General features: G+C 65.5%; 20 protein-coding genes and 1 pseudogene. 16 read left to right on the top strand and 5 right to left on the bottom strand.

Annotation, left to right across the window (positions count from 1 at the left end; all coding sequences use genetic code 11):
• Positions 1-20: 20 nt before the first annotated feature.
• From AC3WQM_RS30385 to AC3WQM_RS30370, 4 genes are all read left to right on the top strand, one after another.
• Positions 21-794 carry an ABC transporter ATP-binding protein gene (locus AC3WQM_RS30385; RefSeq protein ID WP_056576626.1) on the top strand — a complete coding sequence of 258 codons (774 nt, stop codon included), beginning with the start codon at positions 21-23 and terminating at the stop codon, positions 792-794.
• An 8-nt stretch (positions 795-802) separates the two neighbouring features.
• Positions 803-2,659 (top strand): AMP-dependent synthetase/ligase, encoded by a 1,857-nt coding sequence (locus AC3WQM_RS30380; protein WP_095950252.1) that lies wholly within the window; start codon positions 803-805, stop codon positions 2,657-2,659.
• A gap of 32 nt (positions 2,660-2,691) precedes the next feature.
• Positions 2,692-3,855, top strand: a complete 1,164-nt coding sequence (locus tag AC3WQM_RS30375; RefSeq protein WP_095950251.1) for an ABC transporter substrate-binding protein — start codon at positions 2,692-2,694, stop codon at positions 3,853-3,855.
• Positions 3,856-3,922: 67 nt separating this feature from the next.
• Positions 3,923-4,384, top strand: a complete 462-nt coding sequence (locus tag AC3WQM_RS30370; protein WP_492683647.1) for an EVE domain-containing protein — start codon at positions 3,923-3,925, stop codon at positions 4,382-4,384.
• A gap of 10 nt (positions 4,385-4,394) precedes the next feature.
• Here the strand turns inward: AC3WQM_RS30370 and AC3WQM_RS30365 are convergent, their stop codons facing one another.
• Both AC3WQM_RS30365 and AC3WQM_RS30360 read right to left on the bottom strand, forming a co-directional pair.
• Positions 4,395-5,048 carry a MarC family protein gene (locus AC3WQM_RS30365; RefSeq protein ID WP_489061063.1) on the bottom strand — a complete coding sequence of 218 codons (654 nt, stop codon included), beginning with the start codon at positions 5,046-5,048 and terminating at the stop codon, positions 4,395-4,397.
• Between the two features lie 2 nt (positions 5,049-5,050).
• Positions 5,051-5,797, bottom strand: a complete 747-nt coding sequence (locus AC3WQM_RS30360) for an SDR family oxidoreductase (protein ID WP_492683646.1) — start codon at positions 5,795-5,797, stop codon at positions 5,051-5,053.
• Positions 5,798-5,936: 139 nt separating this feature from the next.
• On the opposite strand from AC3WQM_RS30360, the gene AC3WQM_RS30355 reads away from it, so the two are divergent.
• Together AC3WQM_RS30355 and AC3WQM_RS30350 are read left to right on the top strand one after the other, a co-directional pair.
• On the top strand, positions 5,937-6,536 hold the full coding sequence (locus AC3WQM_RS30355; RefSeq protein ID WP_139700430.1) for a 2-hydroxychromene-2-carboxylate isomerase: 600 nt from the start codon (positions 5,937-5,939) through the stop codon (positions 6,534-6,536).
• Positions 6,537-6,584: 48 nt separating this feature from the next.
• Entirely contained in the window at positions 6,585-7,268 is a 684-nt protein-coding gene (locus tag AC3WQM_RS30350; RefSeq protein WP_492683645.1) for a dienelactone hydrolase family protein, read from the top strand.
• A 50-nt stretch (positions 7,269-7,318) separates the two neighbouring features.
• Here AC3WQM_RS30350 and AC3WQM_RS30345 read toward each other — a convergent pair whose 3' ends face one another.
• Positions 7,319-8,209, bottom strand: a complete 891-nt coding sequence (locus AC3WQM_RS30345; protein WP_139700428.1) for a LysR family transcriptional regulator — start codon at positions 8,207-8,209, stop codon at positions 7,319-7,321.
• Between the two features lie 287 nt (positions 8,210-8,496).
• Between AC3WQM_RS30345 and AC3WQM_RS30340 the strand changes: the two genes are divergently transcribed.
• A complete protein-coding gene (locus AC3WQM_RS30340) occupies positions 8,497-8,865 on the top strand; it encodes a hypothetical protein (RefSeq protein WP_062478764.1) in 369 nt (122 codons plus the stop codon).
• 84 nt (positions 8,866-8,949) lie between these two features.
• On the opposite strand, the gene AC3WQM_RS30335 is transcribed toward AC3WQM_RS30340, so the two are convergent.
• Positions 8,950-10,086 carry a magnesium transporter CorA family protein gene (locus AC3WQM_RS30335; protein ID WP_492683644.1) on the bottom strand — a complete coding sequence of 379 codons (1,137 nt, stop codon included), beginning with the start codon at positions 10,084-10,086 and terminating at the stop codon, positions 8,950-8,952.
• Positions 10,087-10,161: 75 nt separating this feature from the next.
• Positions 10,162-11,175, bottom strand: a complete 1,014-nt coding sequence (hemB, locus tag AC3WQM_RS30330; RefSeq protein ID WP_492683643.1) for a porphobilinogen synthase — start codon at positions 11,173-11,175, stop codon at positions 10,162-10,164.
• Between the two features lie 336 nt (positions 11,176-11,511).
• Between hemB and AC3WQM_RS30325 the strand changes: the two genes are divergently transcribed.
• The 9 genes and pseudogenes from AC3WQM_RS30325 to AC3WQM_RS30285 all read left to right on the top strand — a co-directional run.
• A complete protein-coding gene (locus tag AC3WQM_RS30325; protein WP_062478845.1) occupies positions 11,512-11,940 on the top strand; it encodes a CopD family protein in 429 nt (142 codons plus the stop codon).
• A 19-nt stretch (positions 11,941-11,959) separates the two neighbouring features.
• Positions 11,960-13,084, top strand: coding sequence for a VanZ family protein (locus AC3WQM_RS30320; RefSeq protein ID WP_492683642.1), 1,125 nt, complete (start codon positions 11,960-11,962; stop codon positions 13,082-13,084).
• Positions 13,085-13,105: 21 nt separating this feature from the next.
• The gene (locus AC3WQM_RS30315) at positions 13,106-13,459 is read left to right on the top strand and encodes a (2Fe-2S) ferredoxin domain-containing protein (protein ID WP_489061054.1); all 354 of its coding nucleotides are present in this window, start codon (positions 13,106-13,108) and stop codon (positions 13,457-13,459) included.
• Between the two features lie 70 nt (positions 13,460-13,529).
• Positions 13,530-14,162 carry an alpha/beta hydrolase gene (locus AC3WQM_RS30310; protein ID WP_492683671.1) on the top strand — a complete coding sequence of 211 codons (633 nt, stop codon included), beginning with the start codon at positions 13,530-13,532 and terminating at the stop codon, positions 14,160-14,162.
• Positions 14,163-14,202: 40 nt separating this feature from the next.
• Positions 14,203-15,372, top strand: a complete 1,170-nt coding sequence (locus AC3WQM_RS30305) for a D-alanyl-D-alanine carboxypeptidase family protein (RefSeq protein WP_492683641.1) — start codon at positions 14,203-14,205, stop codon at positions 15,370-15,372.
• Between the two features lie 203 nt (positions 15,373-15,575).
• A complete protein-coding gene (gene rpsL / locus AC3WQM_RS30300; protein WP_013543948.1) occupies positions 15,576-15,953 on the top strand; it encodes a 30S ribosomal protein S12 in 378 nt (125 codons plus the stop codon).
• 151 nt (positions 15,954-16,104) lie between these two features.
• Positions 16,105-16,578 (top strand): 30S ribosomal protein S7, encoded by a 474-nt coding sequence (rpsG, locus tag AC3WQM_RS30295; protein WP_007829591.1) that lies wholly within the window; start codon positions 16,105-16,107, stop codon positions 16,576-16,578.
• Positions 16,579-16,675: 97 nt separating this feature from the next.
• Positions 16,676-18,778, top strand: a complete 2,103-nt coding sequence (fusA, locus tag AC3WQM_RS30290; protein ID WP_489061049.1) for an elongation factor G — start codon at positions 16,676-16,678, stop codon at positions 18,776-18,778.
• A gap of 141 nt (positions 18,779-18,919) precedes the next feature.
• Positions 18,920-18,991 (top strand): annotated as a pseudogene (locus tag AC3WQM_RS30285) (GTP-binding protein); the annotation flags it as partial.

The following is an 18,991-nucleotide window of genomic DNA, read 5'->3' as shown; positions in this document are numbered from 1 at the left end:
TTGAATCAGGGAGCAGCGGCATGAGCGACGTCGTGCTTCAACTGCTCAACGTCGAAAGCGCCTATGGCCCCATCAAGGCCATCCGCGGCGTGAGCCTGAAGGTGCGCAAGGGCGAGATCGCGACGGTGCTCGGCTCCAACGGCGCGGGCAAGACGACGATCCTCAAGACCATCTCGGGGATCATCGATCCGCGCAAGGGCAGTATCGAGTTCCAGGGGCAGGACATCACGGCGAAAGACCCGGCTTTCATCGTGCAGCAGGGGCTGAGCCACGTGCCCGAAGGGCGCGAGGTGTTCCCGCTGCTGTCGGTGAAGGACAACCTGCTGATGGGCGCCTACACGCGCAAGGACCGCGACGGCGTGGCACGGGACATCGAGACCGTCTTCACCTATTTCCCGATCCTGCGCGAACGCGCCACGCAGGACGCCGGCCTGCTCTCGGGCGGGCAGCAGCAGATGCTGGCCATCTCGCGCGCCATCATGGCGGCGCCGCACCTCATTCTTCTGGACGAACCCAGCCTGGGCCTGAGCCCCAAGCTCACCAAGGAAATCTTCGAGATCGTGGTGCGCATCAACCGCGAGCGCGGCACCACCATCCTGCTGGTGGAGCAGAACGCGAACATGGCGCTCAACGCCGCCGACCACGGCTACGTGCTGGAGAACGGCCGCATCGTCATGGAAGACTCGTGCGAACGCCTGCGCGAGAAGGACGACATCAAGGAGTTCTACCTCGGTGTCAAGGACGACGGCGTGCGCGGCGAGCGGCGCTGGAAAAAGAAGAAGACCTGGAGGTAGCCGTCGCCATGCAAGGACTCTGGGATCTGCGAACCATCGAACCCGGCCACGACATCCTCGTGCCCGGCGAGACACTCTCGGCCATGTTCTGGAACGCCGTGCGCCAGCGCGGCGACAACATCTGGATGCGGCAGAAGGAGCTGGGCATCTGGCGCAGCTGGAGCTGGCGCCAGACCGCCGAGGCCGTGCGCGAGATCGCGGCCGGGCTGCAGGCCATCGGCTTCACGCGCGGCGAGTGCGCGTCCATTCTTTCGAACACCGTCATCGAGTGGGTGCTGGCCGACTTGGCTGTGCTCAGCTGCGGCGGCGTCTCCAACGGCATCTACCCGACCGACGCCGCCTCGCAGGTGCAGTATCTGTGCGAAGACTCGCGCACCACGGTGCTTTTCGTGGAAGACGACGAGCAGCTCGACAAGGCGCTCGAGGTGCGCGCCCGCCTGCCCGGCCTGCGCCGCGTGGTCGTGTTCGACATGGAAGGCTTGCGCGAACTCGACGACCCGGGCGTGATGAGCCTCGATGCGCTGCGCGCCCTCGGCCGCACGCACCTGGCGGGCGATCCGCAGGCGGTGGAGCGCAGCGTGGCGGCCTGCCGGCCCGAAGACCTGGCGATTCTGGTCTACACCTCGGGCACCACCGGCAAGCCCAAGGGCGCGATGCACAGCCACGCGGGGCTGGTGTACACCGCGCGCGGCTACAACACGCTCATCGCGCAGGACGAGAAGGACGAGCGCATGTGCTTCCTGCCGCTGTGCCACATCGCCGAGCGCATGGGCGGCGAGTACTTCGCGATGTACACCGGCTCGATCCTCAACTTCGTCGAGAACCCCGAGACGGTGCCCGAGAACGTGCGCGAGATCGCGCCGACGGTGTTCACCGGCGTGCCGCGCGTCTGGGAGAAGTTCTATTCGGGCGTGATGATCGCGCTGAAGGAGGCCAGCCCGCTGCAGCAGGCCGCCTACCACTGGAGCATCGGCGTGGGCGAGACCATCGCCAACAAGGTGCTCGCGGGCCAGGAGATCGGCACGGGGCTGCGCCTGAAGTTCCGGCTGGCGCGGCTGCTGGCGCTGGACAACGCGCGCAAGCTCATCGGCATCCATCGCGCGCGCTTTCTCGTGACTGGCGCGGCGCCCATTTCGCCCGAGCTGGTCAAGTGGTACCTCGCGCTGGGCGTGCCCATGCTCGAGGTGTGGGGCATGACGGAGTCGTGCGGTGCGTCCACGGCCGTGCCCGTCACCCGCATCAAGCCGGGCTCCATCGGGCCGGCCACGGGCTACAACGAGGTGCGCATCGATCCGGCCACCAGCGAGATCCTGGTGCGCGGCCCCAACGTCTTCATGGGCTATTTGAATCTGCCGGAGAAGACCGCCGAGACCATCGACGCCGACGGCTGGCTGCACACGGGCGACGTGGGCGTGATGGACGAGGACGGGTATTTCCGCATCACCGACCGGATGAAAGACATCATCATCACGGCAGGCGGCAAGAACGTGACCCCGAGCGAGCTGGAGAACGAGCTCAAGTTCAGCCTCTACATCACCGATGCCGTGGTGATCGGCGACAAGAGGCCCTACCTCACGGTGATCGTCATGATCGACCAGGAGAACGTCGAGAAATTCGCGCAGGACCACGACGTGCCGTTCAGCAACTACGAGAGCCTGACGCGCACGCAGGAAGTGCAGGACCTGATCCAGGGCGAGATCGATCGCGTCAACGCCAAGTTCGCGCGCGTCGAGCAGATCAAGAAGTTCTTCCTGCTCGAGACGCAGCTCAGCGCCGAGGACGAGGAGCTCACGCCCACGATGAAGCTCAAGCGCAAGCTGGTGCAGACCAAGTACGCGCAGCGCATCGACGCCATGTACCGCTGACCTCTTTTTTGCCAACCCGAGGAGACAACGCTATGACGAAGCTCAAGACATTGACGACGCTGGCTGTGCTGGGCCTGATCGCGACGCTCGCGTCGGCGCAGCAGGGCGTGACCAAGGACGAGATCCGCATCGGCACCATCCAGGACCTGTCGGGTCCGCTCGCGGGCTTCGGCAAGCAGGCGCGCAACGGCATGCAGCTGCGCGTGGACGAACTCAACGAGCAGGGCACGCTCAACGGCCGCAAGCTCAAGCTCTTCGTCGAAGACTCGGGCTACGACCCGAAGAAGGCGGTGCTGGCGGCGCAGAAGCTGGTCAACCAGGAAAAGATATTCATCATGGCCGGCCACATCGGCACGGCGCAGAACATGGCGGCGATGCCGGTGCAGTTCGACAAGAACGTCATCAACTACATGCCCATCACGGCGGCGCGCGAAATGTACGAGCCGCTGAACCGGCTGAAGTATTCGTTCGCGGCCACCTACTACGACCAGATCCGCCTGGCGCTGCCCAAGATGATCAAGGACAAGGGCGCCAAGAAGGTCTGCACGATCTACCAGGACGACGAGTTCGGCCTCGAGGTGCAGCGCGGCGCCGAGGCCGGCCTGAAGGCCGCGGGCATGGAACTGGCCGAGAAGACCTCGTTCAAGCGCGGCGCCACCGACTTCAGCTCGCAGGTCGCCAAGATGAAGGCCGCCAACTGCGACCTCGTGGTGCTCGGCACCATCATCCGCGAGACCATCGGCACGGTGGGCGAGTCGCGCAAGACCGGCTTCAACCCGACCTTCCTGGGTTCGAGCGCGGCCTACACCGACCTGATCCACAAGCTGGGCGGCAAGGCCATGGACGGCGTGTACGCCACCATGACGGTGCAGAACCCCTACACCGACGAGCAGTCGCAGCCGCTGCGCTTCTGGGCCAACAAGTACAAGACCAAGTTCAACGAAGACCCGACCGTGTTCTCGGTGTACGGCTACGTGATCATCGACTCGTTCATCAAGGCCGCCACCAAGGCCGGCCCGAACCTGACGACCGACAGCTTCATCAAGGCGATGGACAGCATCACCTTCGAGCCCGACATGTTCGGCAGCCCGAAGAGCACCTACACCGCCACCAAGCGCCTGGGCAACGACCAGTCGCGGCTGTCGCAGATCAAGGACGGCAAGTGGGTGGTGGTCTCCGATTACGTGACGCCGTAAACGAGGGCCGCCCCGGAATGGGGCGAGCGGCTATATTCCGCGAAATCCCCTTCGCGAGACTGCCGCCATGCCCCAGTACTGGTTGATGAAATCCGAGCCCGACGAGGTCTCGATCGACGATGCCCTCGCCGCGCCCGGTGCCACCGTGGCGTGGACCGGCGTGCGCAACTACCAGGCACGCAACTTCATGCGCGACGGCATGAAGGTCGGCGACGGCGTGCTGTTCTATCACTCGAGCTGCCCCGAGCCCGGCATCGCCGGCATCGCGCGCGTGGCCTCGGGCATCCAACCCGATCCGACGCAGTTCGATCCGAAGTCGCCGTACTACGACGCCGGCGCGAAGAAGGAAGACCCGCGCTGGCTGCTGGTCGATGTGCAGGCGGTGCGCAAGACCCGGCTGCTGGCGTTGCCCGAGCTGCGCGCCAAGCCCGAGCTGGCCGATCTGGTCATCCTGCGCAAGGGCAACCGGCTGTCGATCACGCCGGTGGAGCCGGCGCACTGGAAGGTCATCGAGAAGATGCTGGCCTGAACGAACCTGTTCAGGCGACTTTCGACAGGATCGGGAACAGCTTGCCGAGCCCGTCGGCCATCACTTCGACCGCGAGCGCCGCGAGGATCAGGCCCATCAGCCGCGTCATGATGTTGATGCCGGTCTTGCCGAGCACCCGCGCGATCGGTTGCGCGAGCGAAAAGGCCAGCGCGGTCGCCAGCGCCACCACCACGCCATAGCCGACCAGCACCGCCAGCTCCCACAGGTGGCGCGCCTTGTCGGCGTAGATCACCACGGTGGAGATGGCGGCCGGGCCGGTGAGCAGCGGAATGGTGAGTGGCACCACCGCGATGGAGGCGCCCATCGACGCCTTCACTTCGACCGCGCGCAGCTCGTCGACGTTGGTCTTGCTCTCGGCCGGTTGCGCGTTGAGCATCGAGATCGAGCTCATGAGCAGCAGCAGCCCGCCGCCGACCTGGAAGCTCGCGATCGAGATGCCGAAGAAGGACAGCAGCTGCAGCCCGATGAGCGCGCTCACGGCAATCACCACGAAGGCGCTGAACGCCGACATGCGCACCGTGCGCTTGCGCTGGGCGTCGGAGTAGTCCTGCGTGTAGTGGATGAAGAAGGGCACGATGGCCAGCGGGTTGACGATGGCCACCAGCGTGACCAGCGGCTTGATGAGGTCCATGGAGGTGCTCATCGTTATCGTCCTCCGGTCACGTCGAGCAGGGCCATGGTGGTGTAGCTGGCCTCGGGCGAGAGCAGCCACAGGATGGCGCCCGCGATTTCCTCGGGGCTGCCGGTGCGCTGCATCGGCACGGTGGGCGCGAGTTCGGCGGCGCGGTCGGGCATGCCGCCCGAGGCGTGGATCTCGGTGTCGATGAGGCCGGGGCGCACGGCGTTCACGCGGATGCCTTCGGTGGCCACTTCCTTGGCCAGGCCGATGGTCAGGGTGTCGATGGCGGCCTTGCTGGCCGCGTAGTCGACGTACTGGCCCGGCGAGCCCAGGCGCGCGGCGCCGCTGGAGATGTTGACGATGGCGCCGCCCGCGCCGCCGTACTTCGTGCTCATGCGCTTCACGGCCTCGCGCGCGCAGACGAAGCTGCCGATCACGTTGATGCGGAACATGCGCTCCAGGCGCGCCACGCTCATGGCGTCGACGCGCGCCTGCACGTCGACCACGCCGGCGTTATTCACGAGCGCGGTGAGGCGCCCGAGCCTGGCGTCGACCTTCGCGAACATCGCGAGCACCTGGGCCTCGTCGCCCACGTCGGCCTGCACCGCCATGGCGGTGCCGCCGCCCGCGCGGATGGTGCGCACCACCTCGTCGGCGGCCAGCGAGTTGCTGGCGTAGTTCACGGCCACGGCATAGCCGCGCTTCGCGGCGAGCAAGGCCGTGGCGGCACCAATGCCGCGTCCACCGCCGGTGATCAAGAGCACCTGGTCCAAATCCCACCTCCTGCAGAGAAACTGTGTGTCAGTTAAAACCGTTCGCTTGGATTACATCATCGAGGGCCCGCGCATCGGCGTGAGCGCCGCGCCGCCCCAAGCCAGCTCGCACCGCAGTGCGAAGCACGGAGGTTATTGAATGCACAAGACGATCGACTATTACTTTGCGCCACAGAGTCCGTGGACCTATCTGGGGCATACCCGCTTTGCCGCCATCGCCGCGGCCGCTGGCGCCACCGTGCGCGTGCGGCCCATCGACATGGGCAGCGTGTTCCCCGTGTCGGGCGGGCTGCCGCTGGGCAAGCGCGCGCCGCAGCGCCAGGCCTACCGGCTGCTCGAGCTGGCGCGCTTCTCGAAGCACCTGGGCCTGCCGCTGAACCCGAAGCCGAAGTTCTTTCCGGTGGCTGGCGACGATGCGGCGCGGCTGATCATCGCGGTCGACCTGCACGACGGCACCGAGGCCGCGATGCGCATCAGCGCGGCGGTGTTTGCGGCCGTGTGGGTGCAGGAGCGGAACATCGGCGACCCGAACCTGCTCGAAGCCCTGGTCGCGGAATGCGGCTTGCCGGCCAAGCGCGCCGAGCAATCGCAGAGCCAGGCGGTGCAGGAACGTTACGAGGCTTACACGCAGGAAGCGATCGACATCCAGGTGTTCGGCGCGCCGAGCTACGTGATCGACGGCGAGATCTTCTGGGGCCAGGACCGGCTCGATTTCGTCGAGCGGGCGTTGCGCGCGTAAGGCGCAAGCCCACCCGTTTTTTCATTCCATTGTTTTCAGGAGGACCCCATGGGCCAATTCATCGATCTCACCGCCAAGGACGGCTTCACCTTTCCCGCCTACGTGGCCGAGCCCGCGGGCACGCCGCGCGGTGCCGTGGTGGTGGTGCCGGAAATCTTCGGCGTGAACTCGCACATCCGCTCGGTGGCCGACGGCTATGCGGCCGACGGCTACCTGGCCGTGGCGCCGTCGACTTTCCACCGCGTCAAGCCCGGCGTCGAGCTGGGCTACAGCGACGACGACATGAAGACTGGCTTCAGCTACAAGACCGCGGTCGAGGCGCTGCCCGCGCCCGGCGTGCTGCAGGACCTCGAAGCCGCGATCGCCTACGCCTCGAAGGCGGGCAAGGTCGGCATCGTCGGCTATTGCTGGGGCGGCCTGCTGGTCTGGCGCGCCGCGGCCCTGCTGCCGGGCCTGGCCGCTGCCGCGCCGTACTACGGTGGTGGCATGACGACGCCGGAAGAAAGCGCGCGCCAGCCGAAGGTGCCGGTGCTCGCGCAGTTCGGCAACCGCGACCACTGGATTCCGCTGGACACCATCGAGGCCTTCAAGAAGGCGCACCCCGAGGTGGACGTGCATGTCTACGAGGCCGACCACGGCTTCAACTGCGACCAGCGCGGCTCGTACAACGCCGAGGCGGCGAAGCCGGCGCGTGAACGCGTGCTGGCCTTCTTTGCCAAGCACGTCGGCTGATCCGGCACGCTTCAAGAAAAAAGCCCGGCAGTGCCGGGCTTTTTTCATTTCTATTTCTTGGCGCCGACGCGGGTCTGCAGGAAGTCGAGCAACGCGCGCAGCGCCGCGCTGTTGTGGCGCCGCTGCAGGTAGGCGGCCGACAGCCACATGTCCTTGCGCGCATAGCCTTCGAGCACCGGCACCAGCTCGCCGCTGTCGATGTGTGACTGCACGAGCAGCGAGGGCAGGTAGATCACGCCGAAGCCGCGCATCGCGACGCGGATCAGCGGCGCGCCCTCGGTGCAGTCCATGCGGCTCTTGACCTGCACGTCCAGCGGCTGGCCGTTGTCATCGAAGCGCCACACGGGTTGCGTGCCGAGCAGCGAATGGGTCAGCGCCTCGTGGTGGGCGAGCTCCTGCGGGTGCGCGGGCTTGCCGTGCTTCTTCCAGTAGACCGGCGAGGCGCAGACCACCATGTGGATGAGCCGCAGCTTGCGCACGATGAGGTTGGCGTCTTCGACCGGGCCGCTGCGGATGTCGACGTCGATGCCTTCCTCGGCGAGGTCGACGGTGCGGTTGGTCAGCTGCAGGCTGATGCTCACGTCGGGGTAGTGGCGCATGAAGTCGGCCAGCAGGTCGGGGAACTCGCCGTTGCCCATGCCGTGCGGCGCCGAGATGCGCAGCCGGCCGCCGGGCTGGCTGGCGCGTTCCTGCAGCTCGGCCTGGGTGAGCTCGACCATCTCGAGCATCGGCGTGCTGCGCTCCAGCAGCAGCTGGCCAGCATCGGTGAGGCTGACGGAACGCGTGGAGCGATTGAGCAGGCGCACGCCGAAGCGGGTCTCGAGTTCGGCGACGTACTTGCTGACCGTGGCCTTCGACATGTCGAGCCGCTTGGCGGCCTGGGAGAAGCTGCCGTGCGAGGCGACTTCCCGGAAGGTTTTGATCAGATCGAGACTGTCCATGTCAGTGAAACCCGTTGTTTTTCGCGAGGGAGCGCGGTGTGCCGATTCTCGGGGGTTTTGCCGGATAGGACCGGCGCGGGGTTCTGGTGTAAGCCGGAAGCAGTCAGGCGGCGAACGCCCCGGTTTTTTGCGTGCACGACTTTGTTGACTGATTGTTTCGCTACAGGAAACACCGTGTCTCTGAACCGAGTGTTTTCCCGGAGGAATTCCGGCTGACACTCGCCGCACAGGCGAGCCAACGTGCAAGCCTGGTGGACATCCCATCTAGCCGAACACAAGGAACAGACATGAAGACCTCGCACATTTTCGCAGCCGCCGCCCTGACCCTCCTGGCCGCCACCGGCGCCCAAGCCGAGACGTACCAAGGCGTGACCCAAGTGATCTCGTCCAAGAGCCGCGACGAAGTCAACGCCGAAGCCCAGCGCACCGCCGCAGCCCCGAACCAGAACGTCGTGCGTGGTTCGCGCGGCGCGGAAACCGTGGCCGTGTCGAAGGACCGTTCGATCGTCGAAGCCGAAGCCATCCGCACCGCCTACGCTCCCGACCAGAACGTGACCTCGGGTTCGCGCGTCAACAGCAAGGTCATCTCGACCATGGTGAACCCGATGGACGCACGCGTTCAAGCCCAGCAAGGTTCGGGCGCCGTCGCCAAGTAATTGGCCACGAAGCCAGCCGCCTTCCGGGGCGGCCCGGGCTGACAAAAGAAAGCCACGCATCCGCGTGGCTTTTTTCATGGGCGCTCAGCGCGTGCGGGCGAGGTAGCGCTTGCGCCAGAAAACCAGGACCAGCAGCACCGCGATGACCAGCATGGCCGTCATCGCGATCCAGAAGCCGTCCGCCTTGTGCACCAGCGGAATGAACTCGAAGTTCATGCCGAAGATGCCCGCGATGAGGTTGAGCGGCAGGAAGATGGCGGTGAGCACGGTCAGCACCCGCATGATGTCGTTGGCCCGGTGGCCCTGGACGCTGAAGTGCATCTGCACGGCGGTCTCGGCGTTCTGCTCAAGCCGGTGCACGTGATGCACCACGCGCTGGATGTGCTCCAGCACGTCGCGGCTGCGCACCATGATCAGGTCGCGCTCGCGCTGCGCGGTCTCGCCCTGCGGCACGGGCAGGGTTTCGAGCGAGTCGATCCAGTCCTGCATGGCGGCGCGCTGGTCTTCGCAGATTTCGTCCAGGCGGTGCAGCGACTGGCGCGCCTCCATCAGCGCGCTCCAGTTGGTGAAGCGGCTGCGCGGGTCGATGAGCTCGGTCTGCCAGTGGTCGAGCTGCTTCGTGAGCTCGCGCCGCAGGTCGAGGTAGCCGTCGACGATCAGGTTGACGATGCGCAGCATCAGGTCGGCGGGGCTGGCCGGCAGGCGGGCCGAGGTGGCGCGCACGTCGAGCGCGGGCGTGCCGCGGTCGTCGGACGAGGCGGCCGCCAGCAGCCGGGCGGCGAAGGCGTCGCGCACCGTGCCGTCCTCGGGGTGCACCGACAGCAGCACGCGGTCGAACACCGCGAAGCCGACCGGGCGGGTGTCGATGCGGCGCAGCACCGGCGGGCCGCCGCGCGACGGGCGTTGCTGTGGCGGCGGTTCAGCGCTGTCCTGGCCGTTGCCCGTGGCCAGGCGGCGGAACACCAGCACGTCGTACAGCGAGGTGTAGTCGTAGTGCGAGGGCAACTGGTCGTTGAGCAGGTCGGCCACGTGCAGGTCGACCAGCTGGGTCTGGCACAGCGTCTGCAGGATCTGCTGCACCTCGGGCTGGGCGGCGCGGAATTCGTCGCGCGTCAGCGAAATCCAGAGGTAGCTGGCGGCGGCGCAGGCGCCCGGCACGGCCAGCGGCGCCAGCGAGGCGTGCTCGCTGACCTGCGAGCGGCTGATTTCGAAGATGCGCATGGACAGTCGCCCCCGGTGGTTCTTCTTCCACGCCAGAAGTGCCGTGGAGGTGCGGCAGGCATGCCGCAGTAGCTATTATTTTTGTAGCAATCGGGCGGCGTCAAGCGCGAAGTAGGTCAGCACGCCGTCGGCGCCGGCGCGCTTGAAGGCCAGCAGACTTTCGAGCACCACGGCGTCGTGGTCGAGCCAGCCGTTCTGGGCCGCGGCCTTCAGCATGGCGTACTCGCCGCTCACCTGGTAGGCGAAGGTCGGCACGCGGAACTCGTCTTTCACGCGGCGCACGATGTCCAGGTAGGGCATGCCGGGCTTCACCATGACCATGTCTGCGCCTTCGGCGATGTCGATGGCGACCTCGCGCAGGGCCTCGTCGCTGTTGCCGGGGTCCATCTGGTAGACCTTCTTGTTGCTCTTGCCGAGCGTGGCGGACGAGCCGACGGCGTCGCGGAAGGGGCCATAGAAGGCACTGGCGTACTTGGCGCTGTAGGCCATGATGCGCGTGTGAATGTCGCCGCGGGCTTCCAGCGCGGTGCGGATCGCACCGATGCGGCCGTCCATCATGTCGCTCGGGGCCACAATGTCCACGCCAGCTTGCGATTGTGTGAGTGCCTGCTTCACCAGCACTTCCACGGTGGCGTCGTTGAGGATGTAGCCGGTGTCGTCGAGCAGGCCGTCCTGGCCGTGGCTGGTGTAGGGGTCGAGCGCCACGTCGGTCATCACGCCCAGTTCGGGGAAGCGCGCCTTGAGCGCGGCCACCACGCGGGGAATCAGGCCGTCGGGGTTGAAGGCCTCGTCGCCCGCGGGCGTCTTGAGGCTGGCGTCGATCACCGGGAACAGCGCCATCACCGGGATGCCGGCCTGCACGCACTGCTCGGCCACGGGCAGCAGCAGGTCGAGGCTCAGGCGATCCACGCCGGGCATCGAGGCCACGGCGTCGCGGCGCTTCTCGCCTTCCTGCACGAACACCGGGTAGATCAGGTCGTTTGTCGTCAGCGCATGCTCGCGCACCAGGTTGCGGGTGAAGGCATCGCGGCGCAGCCGTCGCGGGCGGCCGGCGGGGAACATCGCGAGCGGAGAAAATGGTGACGTCATATATCTAAAATTGTGCCTGAAGCGGAAAATCGCAGCCCAGGGCTCCGGGAAGCAAGTTGTCTGACAACTACGGCAATTAATAGAACTTAAGTTCTAGATTTTTGTTGTAAAAGTCAAAGAAACTGCCTCAATCGCTTGAAACCTTGTTTCGTCTTTGTTAAATTCTGAAGCGGGCGGCTTGCCGCTCCCCGCTTTTCCTCCCTGAGCGGGTGCCTTGATGTGTGACAGCAAAAGGGCTTCCCAGCCCGACGTGAAGACGTCGGGCTTTTTTTTGCCCGAAACCTTGGCAAAGGGCCCCAAAAGGGCTCAGTGTGCAGCCACCACTAAACTGCCGCCATGCTCTGGGTCAAATCTCTTCACATTGTTTTCATTGCCAGTTGGTTTGCCGGGCTGTTCTATCTGCCGCGCATCTTCGTCAACCTGGCGATGGTGCCGCCCGAGTCGGTCGCGGAGCGCGAACGCCTGCTGCTGATGGCGCGCAAGCTGCTGCGGTTCACCACCTTCCTGGCGGTGCCGGCGCTGGTGTTCGGCGCGTGGCTCTGGCTGGGCTACGGCATCGGCCGCGGCCCGGGCAACGGCTGGATGCACGCCAAGCTGGCGCTGGTGCTGGTGGCCATCGGCTACCACCATGGCTGCGGCGTGCTGTTGCGCCGTTTTGCGGCCGGCGGCAACCGCCGCAGCGACCGCTGGTACCGCTGGTTCAACGAACTGCCCGTGCTGCTGCTGCTGGGCATCGTGATCCTGGTGGTGGTGAAACCTTTCTGATGCCGTGTCGACGGTAGACATGCCGCACAAGTCTGCCGCGCTCCCCCTGGCGCTGGCCTATGCGGCGCTGATCGTCTATGCCAGCCTGTACCCCTTCGCCGACTGGCGCGACCAGGGGATCGCGCCCTGGGCCTACCTGTCGGCGCCCTGGCCCAAGTACTGGACGGGTTTCGACTTCGGGGTGAACGTGGTGGGCTACGTGCCCTTCGGTTTCCTGTGCGCGCTGACCGTGCTGCGCACGGGGCGCAGTCACAGTGTCTGGCGCGCGCTGCTGCGCGCCACGGTGGCGGGCGCGGCGATCGCCTTTGCCATGGAGACGCTGCAGAGCTATTTGCCGGCGCGCATTCCTTCCAATGTCGACCTGGGGCTGAACACCGCCGGCACGGTGCTCGGCGCGGTGCTGGCCGCGGCGCTGGAGCGGCTGGGGGCGATCGCGCACTGGAGCCGCGTGCGCTCGCAATGGTTCGTCGAGGACGCACGCGGCGGGCTTGTGCTGCTCGCGCTCTGGCCTTTTGCGCTGCTGTTCCCCGCCGCCGTCACCTTCGGTCTCGGCCAGGTGTTCGAACGGCTGGAGACGACGATTTCCGAGTGGCTGCTCGACACGCCTTTCATCGACTGGCTGCCGGTGCGCCAGTTCGAGCTGGAGCCGCTGGTGCCGGCTGTGGAGCTGCTGTGCGTGATGCTCGGGGCGCTGGTGCCGTGCCTGCTGGGCTACCTGGTGGCGCGCAACGTGGTGCAGCGCGCGGTGCTGCTGCCGCTCATCCTGCTGGCGGGCGTCGCGGCCTCGGCGCTGTCGGCGGCCATGAGCTACGGTCCCGCGCATGCGTGGGCCTGGCTCGATCTGCCGGTGCAGGTCGGGCTGGCCGCGGCGGTGTTCGCGGGCGTGCTGCTGCTGTTCGCGCCGCGCCGTTTGTGCGGCGCGCTGCTGCTCATGGGGCTCGTGCTCCAGCTGAGCCTGCTGAACCAGGCACCCGAGAGCGCCTACTTTGCGCAGACCCTGGCCACCTGGGAGCAGGGGCGTTTCATCCGCTTCCACGGCCTGGCCCAGTGGCTGGGCTGGGGTTGGCCCTTCGCGGTGCTGGTCTACGTGCTGGCCGCGCTGTCGCGGCGCAGCCGTCCTGTATCGCCCCCGCCCTCGTCCTGAGCGCGCTCATAAAATCGATCGATGCCCAGCACACCCCCCGCCGCACCGTCCGGCTACTACGGCCGCCACATCTTCTTCTGCCTGAACGAACGCAAGAACGGCGAAGACTCCTGCGCCCTGCACAACGCGCAGGAAGGCTTCGACCGCTGCAAGGCCAAGGTGAAGGAGCAGGGGCTCGCCGGGCCCGGCAAGGTGCGCGTCAACAAGGCCGGCTGCCTCGACCGCTGCGCGGGCGGGCCCGTCGCAGTGGTCTACCCGGAGGCCGTCTGGTACACCTTCGTGGACGCCGAGGACATCGACGAGATCGTCGAGTCCCATCTGAAGAATGGCCAGGTCGTCGAGCGGCTGGTGTTGCCGCCCGACGTCGGCCGCTGAACTTTCCTGCGGACCCCGTGCTCGTACCGTGCACGTTGCCGGCATCGCCGGCCCAGCCAACCCCAGCGCCATGAACTCCCAGACCGAAAAAATCAGCCTCCAGGGCGCCGCGGGCGCGATCGAGGTGCAGCGCGATGTGCCGTCCGGCGACGCGCGCGGCATCGCGGTGATCGCCCATCCGCATCCGCTGTTCGGCGGCACGATGGACAACAAGGTCGTGCAGACCCTGGCCCGCGCCTTCGTGTCCTGCGGCTGGACGGCCGTGCGCTTCAACTTCCGCGGCGTCGGCGCCAGCGAAGGCGTCCACGATGAAGGGCGCGGCGAGCTCGAGGACATGCTGCATGTCGTCGGCCAGCTCGCGCCCGAGGGCCCGCTGGCGATTGCCGGCTTTTCCTTCGGTGCTTTCGTGGCCAGCTGCGCGGCCGAGAAGCTCTGGGCCGCACGCGACGTGCGGCAACTGGTGCTGGTGGGCACGGCCGCCTCGCGTTTCTCGGTGGCCACGCTGCCGGCCGACGCGCACGAGCGCGCGCTGGTGGTCCATGGCGAAGCCGACGACACCGTGCCTCTCGCTGCCGTGATGGATTGGGCGCGTCCCCAGTCACTCCCTGTCACGGTTATTCCCGGGGGCGGCCATTTCTTTCACGGACAATTGCCGCTGCTCAAAAGCCTGGTCGCCCGCCATCTGCGCGCGGGCACCGAATGAAAGCCTTGCAGGCTTGTCCTCGTCTCTTCTTATCTTCCCCATGAATCGTTTTTTCACTGCGCTTCGCGCACTGGTGCTGACCGCTGCTGCCTCGGTTGGCGTGATCGCCGCCGCCCAGATGCCGGCCCCGCCTGAAATCGCCGCGCGCAGCTACCTGCTGCTCGACGTGACCGCGAACCAGATCCTGGCGCAGAAGGACATCGACAGCCCGATCGAGCCGGCCTCGCTCACCAAGCTGATGACCGCGTACGTCGCGTTCGATGCGCTGCGCGCCAAGAAGATCTCGCTGACCCAGACCCTGCCGGTGAGCCCGCGCGCCTGGAAGATGCCCGGCTCGCGCATGTTCATCGACCCCAAGATGCAGGTGCCGGTGGAAGACCTGATCAAGGGCGTGATCGTGCAGTCGGGCAACGACGCCACGGTGGCGCTGGCCGAAGGCGTGGGCGGCACGGTGGAGCACTTCGTCGAGATGATGAACGCCCAGGCCAAGGTGCTGGGCATGAAGAACACCACCTACAAGAACCCCGAAGGCCTCACGGCGCCCGGCCACACGACCACGGCGCGCGACCTGAGCATCCTGGCCACCCGCCTGGTGCGCGACTTCCCCGAAGAAGCCAAGTACTACGCCATCAAGAAGTACCGCTACCCGGGCACGCCGTCGACCAACGACACCAACCGCAACCTGCTGCTGTTCCGCGACCCGACCGTCGACGGCCTGAAGACCGGCCACACCGACGCCGCCGGCTACTGCATGATCGCCACCGCCAAGCGCGACTTCCCGAACCTGACCGGCGGCCGTCGCCTGCTGTCGATCGTGCTGGGCGCCACCAGCGAGACCGTGCGCGCCAACGAGTCGCAGAAGCTGCTGAACTGGGGCTACACGGCCTACGACGCCGTGCGCCTGTTCGAAGCCGGCCAGCCCGCCGCCACGCCCGCCGTCTGGAAGGGCAAGGCCAACGTGCTGAAGCTGGGCCGACCTGAAGCCATCGTGGTCGCGGTGCCGACCGGCTCCGCCAGCAAGATCAAGACGCAGGTGTCGCGCCCCGACCCGCTGGTCGCGCCGTTCACCAAGTACCAGGCCGTCGGCTCGCTCAAGGTCACGCTGGACGACCAGCCCCTGGCCGACGTGCCGCTGGTCGCCCTGGAGCCGGTCGAGCAGGCCGGCGTCTTCGGCCGCGCCTGGGACGCCGTGCGTCTCTGGATCAAGTAAGAGGCGGGCAAAAAGGGCCTTGAAACGGGGGGTGGCGGGCGCTCCAGGCGCCTGACATTGCCATTTCAGACCTGCCTGCTATACTCGTGGGCTTTTCGGAATTTTCCGAAGGGTTTCACGTTTTCGTTATTCCCGGCTTCCTTGAGTCACGACCAAGGGCGGTTTCACTACCAGAGTCGGGTTGTTTTGGGACTAATTCATTCATGCCAACCATCAATCAACTGGTGCGTCAGGGTCGAACGGTCGAAAAGATCAATTCGAAGAGCCCTGCCATGCAGAACTCGCCGCAACGTCGCGGTGTCTGCACCCGCGTCTACACCACGACGCCCAAGAAGCCCAACTCGGCGCTTCGTAAAGTTGCCAAGGTCCGTCTGACCAATGGCTTCGAAGTCATTTCCTACATCGGCGGCGAAGGCCACAACCTGCAAGAACACAGCGTCGTGCTGGTTCGCGGCGGTCGTGTCAAGGACTTGCCCGGTGTGCGTTACCACATCGTGCGCGGTTCGCTCGACCTGCAAGGCGTGAAAGACCGCAAGCAGTCGCGTTCCAAGTACGGCGCGAAGCGTCCCAAGAAGGCTTAAGCCTTCCTGTCGTCAAAAAACAAAGCGGTGTTCGATGGCCTTGGCGGGCTTGTCGAACGAAGTGACCCACTGTCGGGTCGAGTAAGTGAGAGTCCTGACTGACTCTCGCGGTATCGGAAACGATGCCAACTGAAGCAAAGAGGTTAGAAAAATGCCACGTCGTCGCGAAGTCCCCAAACGTGAAATCCTGCCGGATCCCAAGTACGGCAATGTCGAGCTGTCCAAATTCATGAACGTGATCATGGAAGGCGGCAAGAAGGCTGTGGCCGAGCGCATCATTTATGGTGCCCTCGACTTCATCGAGAAGAAGAACCCGGACAAGGACCCCCTCGAAGCGTTCACCGTTGCCATCAACAACGTGAAGCCGATGGTCGAAGTGAAGTCGCGCCGCGTCGGTGGTGCGAACTACCAGGTGCCGGTCGAAGTCCGTCCTGTCCGTCGCCTCGCCCTGTCGATGCGCTGGATCAAGGAAGCTGCCCGCAAGCGCGGTGAGAAGTCGATGGCCCTGCGTCTGGCCAACGAACTGATGGAAGCCACGGAAGGCCGTGGCGGTGCCATGAAGAAGCGCGACGAAGTGCACCGCATGGCAGAAGCCAACCGCGCCTTCAGCCACTTCCGCTTCTAAAAATCACACGTCTCTTGAGCGTTGGGGGTTGAGTGCCGGGCGAAATCGCCCGTGCTCGACGCCCAGCGCTCAACGCATTTAAACCCGAAAGTACACCATGTCCCGCAAGACCCCCATCGAGCGCTACCGCAACATCGGTATCTCCGCGCACATCGACGCCGGCAAGACCACCACCACCGAACGTATCCTGTTCTACACGGGCGTGACCCACAAGCTCGGCGAAGTGCACGATGGCGCGGCAACGACCGACTGGATGGAGCAAGAGCAAGAGCGTGGCATCACGATCACCTCGGCTGCCGTGACCTGCTTCTGGAAGGGCATGGACCACTCGCTGCCCGAGCACCGCATCAACATCATCGACACCCCCGGTCACGTGGACTTCACCATTGAAGTCGAGCGCTCGATGCGCGTGCTGGACGGCGCTGTCATGGTGTACGACTCGGTCGGCGGCGTGCAGCCCCAGTCGGAAACCGTCTGGCGTCAGGCCAACAAGTACAAGGTGCCGCGTCTGGCGTTCGTGAACAAGATGGACCGCATCGGCGCCAACTTCTTCCGCGTTCGCCAGATGATGGTCGACCGCCTGAAGGCCAACCCCGTGCCGATCGTGATCCCGATCGGTGCCGAAGACAAGTTCCAGGGCGTGGTCGACCTGCGTCTGATGAAGGCGATCTTCTGGGACGAAGCCTCGCAAGGCATGAAGTTCGAAACGCGCGAAATCCCCGCCGAGCTGGTCGAGCTGGCCAAGGAATGGCGCGAGAAGATGGTCGAAAGCGCGGCCGAAGCGTCGGAAGAGCTGATGAACAAGTACCTTGAAGAAGGTGACCTGACGCTCGAAGAAATCACCCACGGTCTGCGCACGCGCACGATCGCCGGCGAAATCCAGCCGATGCTGTGCGGCAGCGCGTTCAAGAACAAGGGCGTGCAGCGCATGCTCGACGCCGTGATCGAACTGATGCCTTCGCCGCTGGACATTCCTCCGGTGCACGGCACGGACGACGACGAACAAGACGTCACCCGCAAGGCTGACGACGGCGAGAAGTTCTCCGCGCTGGCATTCAAGCTCATGACCGACCCGTACGTCGGCCAGCTGACCTTCGTGCGCGTGTACTCGGGCGTTCTGAGCAAGGGCGACACCGTCTACAACCCGGTCAAGGGCAAGAAAGAGCGTATCGGCCGTATCGTGCAGATGCACGCCAACGAACGTCTCGAAATCGAAGAAATCCGTGCCGGCGACATCGCCGCTTGCGTGGGCCTGAAGGACGTCACCACGGGCGAAACCCTGTGCGACCCGAACGCCATGATCACGCTGGAGCGCATGGAATTCCCCGAGCCCGTGATCTCGCAGGCTGTCGAGCCGAAGACCAAGGCCGACCAGGAAAAGATGGGCATCGCCCTGCAGCGCCTGGCTTCGGAAGATCCGTCGTTCCGCGTGCGTACCGACGAAGAATCCGGCCAGACCATCATCTCCGGCATGGGCGAACTGCACCTCGAAATCATCGTGGACCGCATGAAGCGCGAATTCGGCGTGGAAGCCAACGTGGGCAAGCCGCAAGTGGCTTACCGCGAAACGATCCGCAAGACCGTCGAAGAAGCCGAAGGCAAGTTCGTTCGCCAGTCGGGTGGTAAGGGCCAGTACGGTCACGTCGTCCTGAAGATCGAGCCGCAGGAAGCCGGCAAGGGCTTCGAGTTCGTCGACGCCATCAAGGGCGGTGTGGTTCCTCGCGAATACATCCCCGCAGTGGAAAAGGGCGTTGTGGAAGCACTGACCCAAGGCGTGCTGGCGGGCTACCCCGTCGTGGACGTCAAGGTCACGCTGCACTTCGGTTCGTACCACGACGTGGACTCGAACGAAATGGCGTTCAAGATGGCCGCCATCTTTGGCTTCAAGGAAGGCGCTCGCAAGGCCAGCCCGGTCATCCTCGAGCCGATGATGGCCGTGGAAGTCGAAACGCCTGAAGACTACGCCGGCAACGTGATGGGCGACCTGTCCAGCCGTCGCGGCATGGTGCAGGGCATGGACGACATGATCGGTGGCGGCAAGCTCATCAAGGCTGAAGTCCCGCTGTCGGAAATGTTCGGCTACTCGACCACGCTGCGCTCGGCCACGCAAGGCCGCGCCACGTACACGATGGAATTCAAGCACTACGCTGAAGCTCCGCGTAACGTCGCCGAAGCCATCGTCGCTGCGCGTTCGAAGTAAATTTCAAGAATGTGGGGCCATGCAGTGCATAGCCCTTCTTGTCTGCGATCCGGTGCCGCCCTGTTCCCGTGCGGGGCGAACCAGCAATCGGATGCAGACATAAAACCAACACACGGGACATGCTCTTTCAAGGATTGAAAAATGGCAAAAGGTAAATTCACCCGCACCAAGCCGCACGTGAACGTGGGCACGATCGGTCACGTTGACCACGGC

It is taken from the genome of Variovorax sp. FW301-JW7 (genome assembly GCF_058788795.1).
Note: the sequence above shows the minus strand (reverse complement) of the source record. Positions and strands in the feature narration are given on the sequence as shown.

What these genes read in the sequence shown, in the direction of transcription:
- AC3WQM_RS30365 (WP_489061063.1), bottom strand. Translation starts at nt 5,048, where the DNA reads ATGAGCACCTCCATGGACCTCATCAAGCCGCTGGTCACGCTGGTGGCC.
- AC3WQM_RS30305 (WP_492683641.1), top strand. Translation starts at nt 14,203, where the DNA reads ATGAATCGTTTTTTCACTGCGCTTCGCGCACTGGTGCTGACCGCTGCT.
- AC3WQM_RS30380 (WP_095950252.1), top strand. Translation starts at nt 803, where the DNA reads ATGCAAGGACTCTGGGATCTGCGAACCATCGAACCCGGCCACGACATC.
- rpsL (WP_013543948.1), top strand. Translation starts at nt 15,576, where the DNA reads ATGCCAACCATCAATCAACTGGTGCGTCAGGGTCGAACGGTCGAAAAG.
- AC3WQM_RS30375 (WP_095950251.1), top strand. Translation starts at nt 2,692, where the DNA reads ATGACGAAGCTCAAGACATTGACGACGCTGGCTGTGCTGGGCCTGATC.
- AC3WQM_RS30345 (WP_139700428.1), bottom strand. Translation starts at nt 8,209, where the DNA reads ATGGACAGTCTCGATCTGATCAAAACCTTCCGGGAAGTCGCCTCGCAC.
- fusA (WP_489061049.1), top strand. Translation starts at nt 16,676, where the DNA reads ATGTCCCGCAAGACCCCCATCGAGCGCTACCGCAACATCGGTATCTCC.
- AC3WQM_RS30320 (WP_492683642.1), top strand. Translation starts at nt 11,960, where the DNA reads ATGCCGCACAAGTCTGCCGCGCTCCCCCTGGCGCTGGCCTATGCGGCG.
- AC3WQM_RS30325 (WP_062478845.1), top strand. Translation starts at nt 11,512, where the DNA reads ATGCTCTGGGTCAAATCTCTTCACATTGTTTTCATTGCCAGTTGGTTT.
- AC3WQM_RS30340 (WP_062478764.1), top strand. Translation starts at nt 8,497, where the DNA reads ATGAAGACCTCGCACATTTTCGCAGCCGCCGCCCTGACCCTCCTGGCC.
- AC3WQM_RS30355 (WP_139700430.1), top strand. Translation starts at nt 5,937, where the DNA reads ATGCACAAGACGATCGACTATTACTTTGCGCCACAGAGTCCGTGGACC.
- AC3WQM_RS30350 (WP_492683645.1), top strand. Translation starts at nt 6,585, where the DNA reads ATGGGCCAATTCATCGATCTCACCGCCAAGGACGGCTTCACCTTTCCC.
- hemB (WP_492683643.1), bottom strand. Translation starts at nt 11,175, where the DNA reads ATGACGTCACCATTTTCTCCGCTCGCGATGTTCCCCGCCGGCCGCCCG.
- rpsG (WP_007829591.1), top strand. Translation starts at nt 16,105, where the DNA reads ATGCCACGTCGTCGCGAAGTCCCCAAACGTGAAATCCTGCCGGATCCC.
- AC3WQM_RS30385 (WP_056576626.1), top strand. Translation starts at nt 21, where the DNA reads ATGAGCGACGTCGTGCTTCAACTGCTCAACGTCGAAAGCGCCTATGGC.
- AC3WQM_RS30370 (WP_492683647.1), top strand. Translation starts at nt 3,923, where the DNA reads ATGCCCCAGTACTGGTTGATGAAATCCGAGCCCGACGAGGTCTCGATC.
- AC3WQM_RS30310 (WP_492683671.1), top strand. Translation starts at nt 13,530, where the DNA reads ATGAACTCCCAGACCGAAAAAATCAGCCTCCAGGGCGCCGCGGGCGCG.
- AC3WQM_RS30335 (WP_492683644.1), bottom strand. Translation starts at nt 10,086, where the DNA reads ATGCGCATCTTCGAAATCAGCCGCTCGCAGGTCAGCGAGCACGCCTCG.
- AC3WQM_RS30315 (WP_489061054.1), top strand. Translation starts at nt 13,106, where the DNA reads ATGCCCAGCACACCCCCCGCCGCACCGTCCGGCTACTACGGCCGCCAC.